The sequence below is a fragment of the Paraflavitalea sp. CAU 1676 genome, from assembly GCF_029223285.1.
Lineage (GTDB): Bacteria > Bacteroidota > Bacteroidia > Chitinophagales > Chitinophagaceae > Paraflavitalea.
Genome location: NZ_JARHUJ010000002.1, coordinates 387,765 through 400,766, shown reverse-complemented (window position 1 = coordinate 400,766; position 13,002 = coordinate 387,765). Strand labels below are relative to the sequence as shown.

The window sequence follows — 13,002 nt, the reverse complement described above, 5'->3', positions numbered from 1 at the left end:
GGAACGACCATCGCGTGGACCTACACCATGGACGGCACCTGCCATCCCTGCCACTTTGGAGCACCTTCCAAATAAAAAGCGCCTGACCCATACAGATGGATCAGGCGCTTTTCTATTGCCTTATAAAATTACTTAGGGCTTCTTAGCGGGCTCTTGCGGTGGCGGAGGAGGAGGCGTGGCCTGAGGCGCGTTGGCATCAGTAACGTCTACCACTTCTACGTCGAAGATCAGGCTCTCATGAGGCTTTTGGCCAGGACCGGGACGGTCGCCATAAGCCTGGAAGAAAGGAATATACAGGGTACCCTTTCCGCCTTTCTTGAAATAGGTAAGACCTTCATCCCAACCAGCGATCACAGAGCCAGTGCCGAGGACCACATCGTAAGGAGGACGGCTGCCATCCATGTTCGATTCGAATTCTTTGCCAGAAGGGAACAGTTTGCCGGTGTATTTAATGGCTACTTTCTTGCCTGAATCGGCCTTCATACCGGTTCCGGGTTCCTTGATCACTACAAATGTTCCGCCTGCAGTTTTTACAGCAGAAAGTTTGTTCTTAGCCAGGTATTCTTCGATCTCTTTGGTAGCAGGCGCTTTCAGCTTTTCGCCTTCGGCGGCCAGCTTTTGTTGCTCAACCTGTGCGCGGGCCTGCTCTTTCTCCATTTCCTTCATGTTATCGGCCTGTGCGAGGCTATCGGCAGTAAATACGTCCAGTACTTTGATGGTAAGAACGATCTGGTCCTTTTTGCCGAGGAACGGAGGCAATTGACCGGGGTTCCTTTTCAGCAGGGTATCAACAGCCACTACTACGGTAGCGCTATCGCCCTTGCGGAGCAAACGGAAGATCTCGGAAGGATCATATACGGGTCCTACGCTGTCAACCTTAGCATAAGATGGCATTTTACCAAATGATTCACGCAACAATGAATCCTTGCCCTTGCCTTTGAGGCGTTGTGCAAAGTGCAGTTTCAGGATGTCGCCGCGATTGGCAGCTTTTCCTTTTCCGTCGGATTCAATTTTGTACAGCAGTCCGCTCTTTGTTTTTTTGAATCCACCGCCGGAACAAGCTGCCATCAACAGCATGATTGCCAGGCTACCAAGAAGAATCGATGTTCTTTTCATTTTGAATTAATTGTTTTTATAGGTCTCCTGCCACTTCCTGAGCGGCAATAAAATAATGACTGGTTATGGTTATTTGTAACTACGCTTAATCTTGCAGGGCCGGGGCGCTCTCTTTCATGGCCTCGAGGAAATCCTGCACGGTTTGGTCGAGGGGCGCACTGCTGCGTCCGCCGGCTGCATTGAAATGCCCGCCACCCTCGAAAAATTTACGCGCGAAGGTATTGACGTCAAAATCGCCCTTGCTGCGGAAACTCCATTTACGTTCTTCGTCGCGGTCTATCACCAGTGCAGCCAGCTTAATGCCCTGGATGCTGAGGGGATAGTTGACCAGTCCGTCGGAGTCGCCGGTCTTGATCTCGTAACGCAGCAGGTCCTTTTTGCTGATGGCGATGAGGGCGGTATTGTACTCATAATACACTTCCATGCGATGCAGGAGTACATGACCTATGAAACGCAACCTGTTTTCGAGGAAGTTGTCATAGATGTTCTCATGCACCTGGGTATGGTTGAGGCCGCGGGCCTTGAGGTCGGATACCATCGCGTGCACGGCTGCACTGGCTGCAGGGAACCTGAACGAACCGGTATCGGCCATCACCCCTGCGTACAGGCATTCGGCAATGTCGATATTGATCTTGTCGCCATGGCCCGAGCCGGTAATGAAATCGTACACCATTTCGCAGGTTGAGCTCTTGGCGGTGTCGCTGATGCCGTAGGCAAAGCTGGCCACCTCGGGCTGCTGGTGGTGATCGATGAGGATGCGGGTGCAGGACAGCGACCGGATCTTGGGCGCCATATTCTTAGTACGGATCAACACATTGAAATCCAGACAGAAAAGCCATTCTGCTTCGTCTAAAATTCGCTCTGCCTTCTCCCGGTACATTTCAAAATCGACTACGGTATTGCAACCCGGCATCCAGTTGAGCCAGCGGGCCCAGTTGGTGGGAGAAACAACAGTTACCTGGTGGCCAAACTGACAGAGAAAATGATACAACCCCAGCGCTGATCCCATTGCATCGGCATCTGGTTTCTGGTGCATTGTGATCACCACGCGGCGGGGGGTTGATAGTAATGGATATAATTCCTGAATGGGTAGCATAAAATGTGGGCAAAGTTGCGTAAATAAAGTCCAATAGCCAAATCCGAAATCTCCCCATATCTTTGCGCCCAAAATCGAGTTTAATTATATGAGCAATCGCACGTTTACGATGATCAAGCCGGATGCAATGAAAAATGGTCATGCCGGAGCTATCCTGGACAGGATCGTTAAAGAAGGTTTCCGCGTCGTAGCCTTAAAACAAACAAAATTAAGCGCTGAAAAAGCCGGTGAATTCTATGCTGTGCATAAAGAACGCCCTTTCTACGGAGAGCTGGTGTCTTTCATGAGCAGTGGTGTGATCATTGCAGCTATCCTGGAAAAGGATAATGCCGTGGCCGCTTTCCGCAAGCTGATCGGCGCTACCAACCCTGCCCAGGCGGAGGAAGGTACCATCCGTAAATTATTCGCCACTTCTTTAGGTGAGAATGCCGTTCATGGCAGCGACAGCGATGAGAATGCAGCCATCGAAGGCAGCTTCTTCTTCAGCGGCCTGGAGCAATTCTAAGCCTATATCGTCAAGTAATTAAAAGGGGAAGCGGACTCCATGTCCACCTCCCCTTTTATATTTCAAGAAACCGGCAAAACCGGTTAACAATCAGCCATTAATTCTTCAGCGGCGTTACGGTATAACCCTTTTTACGCAACAGGGCTATCACCCCTTCTTCTCCGCTCAGGTGGCCCGCCCCAACGGCAAAGAGCACAGTCCGGGGTCCCATGATATTGGGCATGTTGGCTACCCAGCGGCGGTTCCGATTATATAACAACAGATCCATATATTGCTCCATGCCGGGATCGGTTTTATTGACCAGCGAATCCATTCCTTTAAGATCCTGCTTCCTGTACACTTCTACCATTTCGAGGGTAGCTTTCTTGTAGTTGTCGATGCTGTCGATATAGGCCACCAGGTCCTGCGCCTGTTTCTTGTAGGGGATGCTGTCGAACAGGCCGGCCTGGTATTCGGCCGTCTCCAGTCCTTTAATCTCCCGCTCGTATTGCTGGCTTTCCTTCATGATCTTTTGTTCCATGCCGTTCTTCTGCTCGCTGCCGCAGGTCATTACCTGCTCACCGATGAGGGCCGAAATGAAATAGGGTTTAAAGCGGCTCATAAACGACAGCGGTAAGGGAGATTTGTTGTCTTTGAAGTACTGCTCAACCCGGGCGTATTCGGCGGGTGTGAGCAGATCCTGTAATTTTTGACCTTCGTTCATGCGCAGGTATTTCATAGCGCCCATCGTTTCGCCCATATCGTCGAGGTCCAGCTCAAAATAGATCACCTGAACATCCTTGATAGCCTTTTTCAGGTTAGGGCTCAACGTGGCATCCTTATCGCAAAGAATGTGCATGGTACCAAAAAGGTACGAGGGAGCTTTGAGGCCCTTGCCGGTTATTTCGAACAGCAGCGTATTGCCCACCGGGCCAGTATTCGCAACAGGTTTGGACTTAGCTGCTGCCGGTTTTGCCGCCATCGTTTTCACGGGACCGTTTTTCTTCGTCTGAGAGTACCCGAAACCGGCCAGCGCCACCCAACAGATCGCCATAAATGATGTTTTCACGAACATGATCAAGTGCTTTATTTTTTAATATTTATGCGTTTATTTTTTTTCTTATTATTGCTGCCAAATAACCCCTGATATGCAACCCTACCACAACCGCCGGCCCCGCGTGCCCGGATACCTGCATGCGCCTGTCTCCAACCATCCGCCTCCATGTACAAAACTAACCTCCGGCATCCACATATGCCAGTAAAAAAATCTTAATTTCTTCGGGAGGCTTTGTATAATAGGCTGTTAAATCCAGCGTTATATGGCTAGACTATAGCAGCCGGTGAACCTCCCAGGTTCAAAAACTAAACCCAAAATATGAGAAAATCAATGGCCCTCATTGCATTGTTGGGGCTTGCGCTGCCTGTATTAGCACAAAAAGACAAAGACATTCCTGCCTTCGGTACCGTAGAAAAGGCCGATCTGCAGATGAAAGAATGTGATTTTGACAAGGATGCCGAAGCCGTGGTACTATTTGATGTGGGTGAAGCCTACCTCGATAATATGTATTCGCTGGAGCTGGTACGTCATATACGCATTAAGATTTTAAAGGATAAGGGCCTTAAATCGGCCGATATCCACATCCCTTATGTAAGTTTTCGTGGCCAGCAGAACATCAAAGGACTTACGGCAGCCACTTATAACCTCGATGCCGCCGGCAATATCGTAACCACCAAAGTAGAAAAAAAGCTGGTCTACGAAAAGCAGATTGATAAACGTGTTTCCGAACAGGTATTTACGTTTCCCGAAGTAAAGGCCGGCAGCATTATCGAATACAAATACACCCGCACCAATATCGCGCTGATCGACTGGTACTTTCAACGCTCCATCCCCGTTAAATACAGCCGATACCGCATCGACTTTCCGGAGGAACTGGAGTTTACTGCCAACCCTCTATGCGTATTGCCGGTTGAACAAAAAGATGAAAGCAAGGGAAGGCGTAATGTAAGGGCCATTTCTATGAAAAACATCCCTGCGCTACGCGATGAAGCCTATATTACGTGCGATGATGACTACCTGCAAAGGGTTGAGACACGACTCATTGCACTGAACTTTCCGGGCGTTCCCCGCCGCAGCCTTATTTCGAACTGGCCGCAGGTGATCAAGGCCCTGGTGGAAGACGAAGATTTTGGCATTCAAATGAAAAGGGATATTCCCCGTACAGCCGATCTCGACGCCAGCTTGCAAAAGCTCACAGATCCGTATCAGAAAATGGTAGCCATACACCAATATGTTCGCAAGAACATGGAATGGAATAACCTCGGCAATATTTGGGCACTTAATGGTGTACGTGCTGCCTGGAAAGACAAGAAAGGCACATCGGGCGAGATCAACCTTATATTGGTGAACCTGCTTAAGGATGCCGGACTAAAAGCCTCTCCCCTGCTGGTGAGCACGCGCGGCAACGGTCGCGTGAACACGTCTTTTGCCGATATCGGCAACTTCGACAAGGTGCTGGCCTACGTTACGATTGGAGAACGTGTATATGTATTGGATGCCACGGAACATTATACCCCCTCTTCGCTGATACCTTATGAAGTAATGTATTCGGAAGGCTTGCTGATCGAAAAATTTGATACCGGCCAATGGGGCTGGCGCGTACTCTGGGATGAAAAACCCCATTTGCGTGAAACAGTGATCATGATGTCGGAGATCAACGAAGCGGGTATTATGAAAGGCAATGCCAGCGTAACCAGCTTCGATTACTCCCGTGTGCGCCGTTTGCCTACCCTGAAACAGGGCAAGGACAAATTCATTGAAAGGTATTTTACCGAGAATATACCGGGCATGAAGATCGACAGCCTTGTACTGCAGAATGAAGAAGTAGATTCTCTGCCGCTTACCCAGAATGTTGGCTTCAACCTGCCGGTGAACAGCTCGGGCGATTACAAGTATTTTTCCGTTAACCTCTTTACCGGACTGGAGAAAAATCCCTTCCTGGCCGATACCCGGTTTTCTGATGTATTCTTTGGCACCAACCAGAATTACCAGATCGTAGCGAATGTAACTATTCCGGAATCGTATGAGTTTGAGGCCCTGCCCAAAAGCATCCGGATGATCATGCCCGATACCAGTATTTCCATTACCCGCCGGGTGAACGCCGAAAAGAATACACTGGCCGTTCGTATATCACTGGAATTTTCGAAACCTTATTATAGCCCGGAAGAATACCCGGATTTTAAGGAATTTTACAAGCAATTGTTTGCCCTGCTCAATGAGCAGTACGCCATCAGAAAAAAAGCTAAATCCTGATCTGCATGAACCTGGAGTTGATCGTAACCCGTTGTCGTTTGAGAACCCTATTGCCACTGCTGGCGCTGCTATCTGCATTACCAGCCTGGGCGCAGCCCGAATTTGAGACCTGGGGTAAGCTGACCAAAGAAGAAAAGGAACTGAAAGTGTGTTCCTTCGATAGTGAGGCCGTGGCGATCGTGCTGCTGGATGAAGCCGTCGTTGACCACAACGAAGAACATCACCTGGTCACCTACCGGCACCTCCGCATCAAGATCCTGAAGGAAAAAGGGATGGAATTTGCCAATGTGCAGATCCCGTACGTAATGCGCAATGATTTCCAGTATATCGACGACATTGAGGCGCTGGCCTACAATTTCACCGAAGATGGCACGCTAACGATGCATACGGTAGACCGCAAGTCGATCTATAACCAGCCGCTCAATCAATACTGGCACGCCAAGCGGTTTGCGTTTCCCGGTGTAAAACCGGGCAGCATTGTCGAATACAAATACCGCAGCATTGAAAAGAGCATTCAGGCCCTGGAAGAATGGCGGTTCCAGCAGGAACTGCCCACCGTGCAAAGCAAGTTCGACCTTTCCATCCCCCCCAACACCGAATTTGCCTACATGGTGTACAAAAGCGACCAGCTGCCTATTACGGTAAAAAAAGAGCCTGGAAAATTGTTCCTCGAAATGAAGAACATTCCCGGCCTGCGCGACGAACCTTATATGGACGCCCGTAAAGATTACCTGCAGCGCGCCACTTTTCAACTGGCGGGCTATAACAACGGCGGATTTGGCAAGCAGAAGTATATGACCTCCTGGGAAGAGGTGATCAAAGAACTGAACAGTGATCCCTACTTCGGTACGCAGATTGGCAAAAGCATCAGCGGTACGGAAGATCTGATGCTATTGTTGAAACTGGTACCCGCTCCGGAGGATAAGATGAAAAAGATCTACTATTACACCCGTAATAATATGACCTGGAACGGCTTCAATAGCCGCAACAGCGGCGACGGCGTGAAATCGGCCTGGAGCAAGAAAAAAGGAAATATTACGGAGGTAAACTTTGTACTGCTCAACCTGCTGCTCGAAGCCGGGCTGGAAGCTTATCCGGTACTGATCAGCGAGCGCCAGCATGGCAAGGTGCAAACGCAGTACCCTTTTATTGACCAGTTCAGCGCCACCTACGTGGTAGTGGTGATTGGTGATAAGAAATACTATCTCGACGCCACAGAGTCGGGCGGACAGCCCGGCATGGTTCCTTTTGACGTTTTGAACACGACCGGCCTCATCGTAAACCGCAAGAAGGGCGGCCTGGTGAATATTACCGACGAGTCGCTACAGTTCAGGGAGAATATCACGCTGTCGTTGAAACTGGGCGCCAACCAGCTGCTGGAAGGCACAGCGTATGTGAACAGCCTGCAGTATGCCCGCCTCGAACGACTTCGCGATTGGTACAAGGGCCGGCAGCGGTATGTCGATGGCTTCACGAGCGTAGGAACCAATATGAAAGTTGATAGTATCGCGCTCAAAAACGAGAAAGAAGACAGCCTGCCGCTGAGCCAGCAGATCCATTTCTACGCGCCCGTTACCAATACGGGTGATTATGTGTTTGTACCGATCAACCTGTTCTCCGGTTACGAAAGCAATCCTTTTGTTGCGGGCACCCGTTTCAGTGATGTGAACTTTGGTTACCGCCAGAACATCAGCTTCAGCACCTACGTGGACATTCCCGAGGGCTACAACGTAGATGCACTGCCCAAATCGCTGCAACTGGTCAACTCCGACAAGACGGTTGTCTTCGTGCGGGAGCTTTTCAATGATGCCAATACTGGCAAAATACTTGCCCGCGTGCGGATTGAACTGAAGAAGAGTCTGTACAGGGTTGACGAATATGGCGAATTACAGGAATTTTACAAGAAGATGTTTGAACTGCTCAATGAGCAAATTGTATTCAAGAAAAAGTAACACGATGAGAAAACGACTGTTGTTGACCCTACCCGTCCTGGCCCTGGCCTTGTTGACAAAAGCTCAGCCAGTCTCGCTGGATGCAGCAACCATACCCGAGGCATTGAAGAAGAATGCCCACGTAGTAAAGCGGTACGAGCACAGCTTTTACGAGATCACTGATATTGATAAGGCTTATTATAAAGTACAGGAAATTTTCACCGTTTTAGATGCCGATGGAGCCGACAAGCTCGAATGGGGCATTCACTTCGATAATAAGTTCTTCTTTTTCGAAGATGTAGAGATAAAAGTGTATGACAAGCTTGGTAAACAGATCAACAAGTATAAGAAAAAAGACCTGATCACCTATGGCGGCGGCAGTGGCGAATCGCTGATCGACGACAACAAATCCGCCTATATCAGGATTCCGGCCCCCTCCTACCCTGTCACCGTAGATATCACCTATGAGAAGAAATTCAAGGGATCGCTCTTCATGCCATCATACGACATCATCGGTACTGATGAAGCGATACAACAATCCATTTTTACCGTGAAAGTACCCAAGGGACTTGACTTGCGGTACAAGGAACAGAATATCAAGTTATCGCCCAAAATTACGGAAGACGAGAAATACAAGACCTATGAATGGTCGGTCAGTAACCTGCCAGCTATCGAATCGGAAGAAGGCACTGCTGGCTATGAGTATCTATATCCCCGTATTATTTTAGCTGCCACCAAATTCAAAATGGGCGCTTATGAAGGTGATATGACGAGCTGGAAAAACCTCGGCATCTGGTACAATGAAATGCACAAAGGGCTGGATGTATTACCGGAAGATCGAAAGGTATTTTTGAACAACCTCGTAAAAGATGCTAAAGATGACGCCGAAAAAGTGCGCATCATCTATAATTACCTGCAAAACAATTTCAGGTACGTAGCCATTTCATTGGGTATTGGCGGCTGGAGATCGTTGCCGGCAGACTTTACAGACCAAAAGAAATATGGCGATTGCAAGGGGCTTACCAACTATATGCAAGCGGCATTGAAAGCTGTTGGCGTAAGAAGCCATGCCGTACTTATTAAATCACAAGTCAATACCATACCACTCGATCCAGGCTTCCCGATGAACGATTTCAATCACGTGATCTTGTGTGTGCCACAAGCCAAAGACACGATCTGGTTGGAATGCACCAGCAAAGTGATCGATTTTAATTTCCTTAGTTCCAGTACCGAAAACAGGAACGCCCTCGTGATCACGGAAAATGGTGGCGCACTGGTAGCCACACCTACCAGCCGGGCGTCGGCCAACAAATTTGATGTGCACACCACAGTAGCCCTGGAAGCAGATGGATCAGGAAAGGTAGTGAGTTCCCTCACCGGTACGGGCCGTTTCAAGATGCTCATCGATGCAATTATTGCTGAAAAGAAGGACGACCAGAAAACTTTTATCATAAATGGCCTGGGCTATAAACAACCTGATGAGTTCAGTCTCCTTAAAAAGGAAAACTCCGCTATCATAGGGGCCGACCTCGAGATGGCTGTAGAGAAAATACCCGAGTTCATAGCCGGCAACAAGATGTTCCTTAGCCCACGCCAACATAAGATAGGCGGATACAAGCTGCCGAAGGCAGAGAACCGTAAGCGGGATTATTACTTCACGTCGCCTTATACCAATACGGATACCACGTTGATCCAATTGCCCGAAGGATTCGTGGTAGACGCTTTACCGCAAACCAAAGACTTTAGATGCGACTATGCCAGCTACCATACCAAATGCTGGTACGATGAAAGCAAAAAGGCGATCCTTTCCACCACATCCCTTACGTTGCACCAACAAAAGATACCTGCTGCCGACTACGCTGCAGTCAAGAAATTTTTCGAAGACGTAAACCTCGACGATGCACAACGCATCGTCATCAAGAAACAATAAAACGAACAGGCAAATCCCTGCCGGTAACGAAAAGGCCGTTTCAGCATCACAGCGAAACGGCCTTTAGTATTTAGTTTGGTATTATTCTATTCAGCATTCTCCACGACCGCCTCTTCGCCGTAGATCTGCCCTTTGAATTTCAGGGATGGCGAGGGCAGGAATTCACCCAGTCCCAGCGTATTCCATTTCCTGTCAACCGACTCGATGGTTTCATCGGCCGCCACAATGATATTGGGCCAGTCGCGCTGAAAATCATCGATCGCCTTTGTCTTGATGGTACCATCGAAGCCCATGCAGGCCCATTTCTTACCGGGCTGCTGCAACGACAGCTGTTCAAAAGGCAGGCTGTCGCGGCGCGGATCGAGGTTATTGCAAAAACGCCACAAGGCTACAGGCAGGTCATTGGCATCTACCGTGTGCTCAACATACAAGACCACTTTTACACCCTCTATCACGTGCGACTGGCACAACTGCTGGTGCAGTTCTTTTACATGCCCCTTACGTTCTTTCTTCACCGAGACCACCACGCAGGGTATATCCAGGGCGAGCAATTGGGTATTGACGCTGCTGATCTCCGCAAACTGTTCGTGGATCAGTTTATCATCAACCGTAAGGTGTACAGCAGTCAGCGCATACGTATCATCGATCTCTTCTTCGGTCTTCTTCGTGCCGTCGATACACATTTTACCGCCAAAGCCCAGCTTGCTGCAGCTATGGTCGAGCACATCCATCGGACCCTGCGAGAAATAGATATCCGTTGCCGGATTGAGGTGTTTAAAAACGTATTGAGCGAGTGCCTTGTAATCAGTAATAGGTGTTTGCCCATCTGTGAGGGCGAGGATCTTATTGAACATCATCTGACCGGCGCCCCACATGGCATTCATCACTTTTTGTCCCTGGCCGGGATATTCTTTATTGATCTTCGTGATCACCAGGTTGTGGAACACGCCTTCCACGGGCATGTCCATATCGACGATCTCAGGCACCATCGTCATTTTGATGGGGGCCAGGAAGATGCGTTCGGTAGCCTTACCCAGCCAGGCGTCTTCCTGTGGCGGAATGCCTACGATGGTAGCAGGATACACTGGCTTCTTGCGGTGGGTGATAGCCGTGATGTGGAATTTGGGATACCAGTCGGGCAGGGAATAATAACCGGTATGATCGCCAAACGGCCCTTCCCAGATCAACTCATCGTTGGGGTCTACGTACCCTTCGATCACGAAATCGGCATCGGCCGGCACTTCGATAGCTGGCTGTGTAATGCATTTTACCAGCTCTACTTTCTTCTTGCGCAGAAAACCTGCCAGCATGTATTCATCAACATTCTCTGGCAAAGGAGCCGTTGCAGAATAAGCATATACCGGGTCGCCACCCAGCGCCACCGCTACCGGCATTTTAACGCCCATCTTCTTGTACTCGCTAAAATGTTTGGCGCTTACTTTATGGCGGTGCCAGTGCATGCCGGTAAGCTGCGGACCAAACACCTGCATGCGGTACATGCCCACATTGCGCGTATTGGTGTGCGGATCTTTGGTGTGGATGATGGGCAGGGTCACAAAAGGACCGCCGTCTTTGGGCCAGCAGGTAATTACGGGCAGTTTGTTGATATCTGCCTCCGCTCCCTGCCAGATCACTTCCTGGCAAGCGCCACGGCCGCTCTTTACTTTCGGCATCCAGGAGGCAAACTCGCCCAGTTTGGGCAGCAGTTTCAGTTTGTCGAGAATGCTTTCTTTAGGCGCCGCCAGCAGTTTGAAAAGGTCTTCAATATTGCGGGCCACATCATCAAGGTGGTTAACGCTCAGCGCCAGGCACATGCGGCGGTCGCTGCCGTAGGCATTCATCAATACCGGAAAATCGTAACCGGTATTCTCAAACAACAATGCTTTGCCGCCACCGGGAGTTTTGCTGATGCGATCGGTGATCTCGGCGATCTCCAGTTTCGGATCTACATACTCCTTAATCCGGATCAGTTCCCCGGCCTGCTCCAACGTATCGATAAAATGCTGCTGATGCCTGTATGCCATGCTTTTGGATTTGCGGGGGCAAAGTTACGCCAGAATTGAACGCGGCGCCACAGCATTTAAAACCACCCGACAGCAGGCTGTTTCACGGCTTCACCACCGTAAATTGGCCCCTGGCGAATGCCGGGGCATTCGCCGGGACAGGTGCAAACAGCAACGGCCCGCCAGGCGGGCCGCTACATTCATATTTGCAGGTAGTGAGTGACCTAAAACACATTGCGGGGACATCCCAGCCGGTTGCCGCGGGCCCTGCCGCCACCACCACCGAATCCTTCACCGCCACTGCCTCCCAAACCAATGGAAAGCGTAAGACCCTGGAAATAATACCAGTCCTTGGCCTTTGCGCTACCCCTCAATTCGCCATCGCCCGGGTAGAAGGTAGGATCGGCTCCTTTTAGCTGGTTGCCCCTGTAGGCCATTTCAACGGCCTTGGCGCCCCTTTCTGTTCCCAGGGTGACCTGATCCACATAGCGGCCGCTCACATCGTCCAGATGATCGGTAAACAGCTTACGCAAGCCGATCTCATACGCCAGCACCACATTGCTGCTTACGCGGAACTTGATACCGCCGCCAAACGGAATGGCAAACTGGGTGAGCTTGTATTCCTTCGTGTAACCAGGTATCCCCTGCCCTTCGGTACTCAATGGCTTCAGGTAAACTTTATTACCGAGCGTATCCGATGCATAAGGATTGAAATGATAGGCTGCAATACCGCCAAACACATAAGGCGATATCTTTTTATCCTGGAGATTGAAAAAAGTATATTCCAGTAAGAGGTTGCCTTCAAAAATTTTACTGACAAAGCTGAGGTTGCGTGCGCGCAGTGCACTATCTGTACTCAACCGGTCGGAAGCTTCCACCGATCCATACATGATACCACCACGAACCGCAAGATGCGGTGTGAGATCATACTTAAGACCGATCCCCACACCAAGATTCGATTGATTCAATGTAAAGGCTTTTCCCTGCAGGTCGCCCTGGTAATTGGTTAAACCGCCAAACAAAGTAAGGTGTAATCGACGGTCATCCTGGGCATAGCTTAATACGGGCAATAGAAGACACAACAGCGTGGCTTTTCGCATACGTCTTTTGATTTTTTTGGGTTTCAGCAGCA

Annotated in this window: 9 protein-coding genes; 4 read left to right on the top strand and 5 right to left on the bottom strand. The window is 49.7% G+C overall.

Features of this window, described 5'->3' with window-relative positions:
* Positions 1 to 132 precede the first annotated feature (132 nt).
* Together P2H89_RS06355 and P2H89_RS06350 are read right to left on the bottom strand one after the other, a co-directional pair.
* On the bottom strand, positions 133 to 1,116 hold the full coding sequence (locus tag P2H89_RS06355) for an FKBP-type peptidyl-prolyl cis-trans isomerase (protein WP_275825740.1): 984 nt from the start codon (positions 1,114 to 1,116) through the stop codon (positions 133 to 135).
* A gap of 85 nt (positions 1,117 to 1,201) precedes the next feature.
* Positions 1,202 to 2,212, bottom strand: coding sequence for a DHH family phosphoesterase (locus P2H89_RS06350; RefSeq protein WP_275825739.1), 1,011 nt, complete (start codon positions 2,210 to 2,212; stop codon positions 1,202 to 1,204).
* 88 nt (positions 2,213 to 2,300) lie between these two features.
* On the opposite strand from P2H89_RS06350, the gene P2H89_RS06345 reads away from it, so the two are divergent.
* A complete protein-coding gene (locus tag P2H89_RS06345; protein ID WP_275825738.1) occupies positions 2,301 to 2,717 on the top strand; it encodes a nucleoside-diphosphate kinase in 417 nt (138 codons plus the stop codon).
* A gap of 97 nt (positions 2,718 to 2,814) precedes the next feature.
* On the opposite strand, the gene P2H89_RS06340 is transcribed toward P2H89_RS06345, so the two are convergent.
* Positions 2,815 to 3,750 carry a TraB/GumN family protein gene (locus P2H89_RS06340; RefSeq protein ID WP_275825737.1) on the bottom strand — a complete coding sequence of 312 codons (936 nt, stop codon included), beginning with the start codon at positions 3,748 to 3,750 and terminating at the stop codon, positions 2,815 to 2,817.
* A gap of 321 nt (positions 3,751 to 4,071) precedes the next feature.
* Between P2H89_RS06340 and P2H89_RS06335 the strand changes: the two genes are divergently transcribed.
* The 3 genes from P2H89_RS06335 to P2H89_RS06325 are packed head-to-tail and all read left to right on the top strand — an operon-like array spanning position 4,072 to position 9,867.
* Positions 4,072 to 6,006, top strand: a complete 1,935-nt coding sequence (locus P2H89_RS06335; RefSeq protein ID WP_275825736.1) for a DUF3857 domain-containing protein — start codon at positions 4,072 to 4,074, stop codon at positions 6,004 to 6,006.
* A 5-nt stretch (positions 6,007 to 6,011) separates the two neighbouring features.
* On the top strand, positions 6,012 to 7,958 hold the full coding sequence (locus P2H89_RS06330; RefSeq protein WP_275825735.1) for a DUF3857 domain-containing protein: 1,947 nt from the start codon (positions 6,012 to 6,014) through the stop codon (positions 7,956 to 7,958).
* 4 nt (positions 7,959 to 7,962) lie between these two features.
* A complete protein-coding gene (locus P2H89_RS06325; RefSeq protein WP_275825734.1) occupies positions 7,963 to 9,867 on the top strand; it encodes a DUF3857 and transglutaminase domain-containing protein in 1,905 nt (634 codons plus the stop codon).
* Positions 9,868 to 9,953: 86 nt separating this feature from the next.
* Here the strand turns inward: P2H89_RS06325 and P2H89_RS06320 are convergent, their stop codons facing one another.
* Positions 9,954 to 11,891, bottom strand: coding sequence for a menaquinone biosynthesis decarboxylase (locus tag P2H89_RS06320; protein ID WP_275825733.1), 1,938 nt, complete (start codon positions 11,889 to 11,891; stop codon positions 9,954 to 9,956).
* A gap of 203 nt (positions 11,892 to 12,094) precedes the next feature.
* Complete coding sequence (locus P2H89_RS06315; RefSeq protein WP_275825732.1) at positions 12,095 to 12,970, bottom strand: DUF6089 family protein; 876 nt, start codon at positions 12,968 to 12,970, stop codon at positions 12,095 to 12,097.
* Positions 12,971 to 13,002 lie beyond the last annotated feature (32 nt).

Coding starts and splice junctions, on each gene's coding strand:
- P2H89_RS06355 (WP_275825740.1), bottom strand. CDS start 1,116: ATGAAAAGAACATCGATTCTTCTTGGTAGCCTGGCAATCATGCTGTTG.
- P2H89_RS06350 (WP_275825739.1), bottom strand. CDS start 2,212: ATGCTACCCATTCAGGAATTATATCCATTACTATCAACCCCCCGCCGC.
- P2H89_RS06345 (WP_275825738.1), top strand. CDS start 2,301: ATGAGCAATCGCACGTTTACGATGATCAAGCCGGATGCAATGAAAAAT.
- P2H89_RS06340 (WP_275825737.1), bottom strand. CDS start 3,750: ATGGCGATCTGTTGGGTGGCGCTGGCCGGTTTCGGGTACTCTCAGACG.
- P2H89_RS06335 (WP_275825736.1), top strand. CDS start 4,072: ATGAGAAAATCAATGGCCCTCATTGCATTGTTGGGGCTTGCGCTGCCT.
- P2H89_RS06330 (WP_275825735.1), top strand. CDS start 6,012: ATGAACCTGGAGTTGATCGTAACCCGTTGTCGTTTGAGAACCCTATTG.
- P2H89_RS06325 (WP_275825734.1), top strand. CDS start 7,963: ATGAGAAAACGACTGTTGTTGACCCTACCCGTCCTGGCCCTGGCCTTG.
- P2H89_RS06320 (WP_275825733.1), bottom strand. CDS start 11,891: ATGGCATACAGGCATCAGCAGCATTTTATCGATACGTTGGAGCAGGCC.
- P2H89_RS06315 (WP_275825732.1), bottom strand. CDS start 12,970: ATGCGAAAAGCCACGCTGTTGTGTCTTCTATTGCCCGTATTAAGCTAT.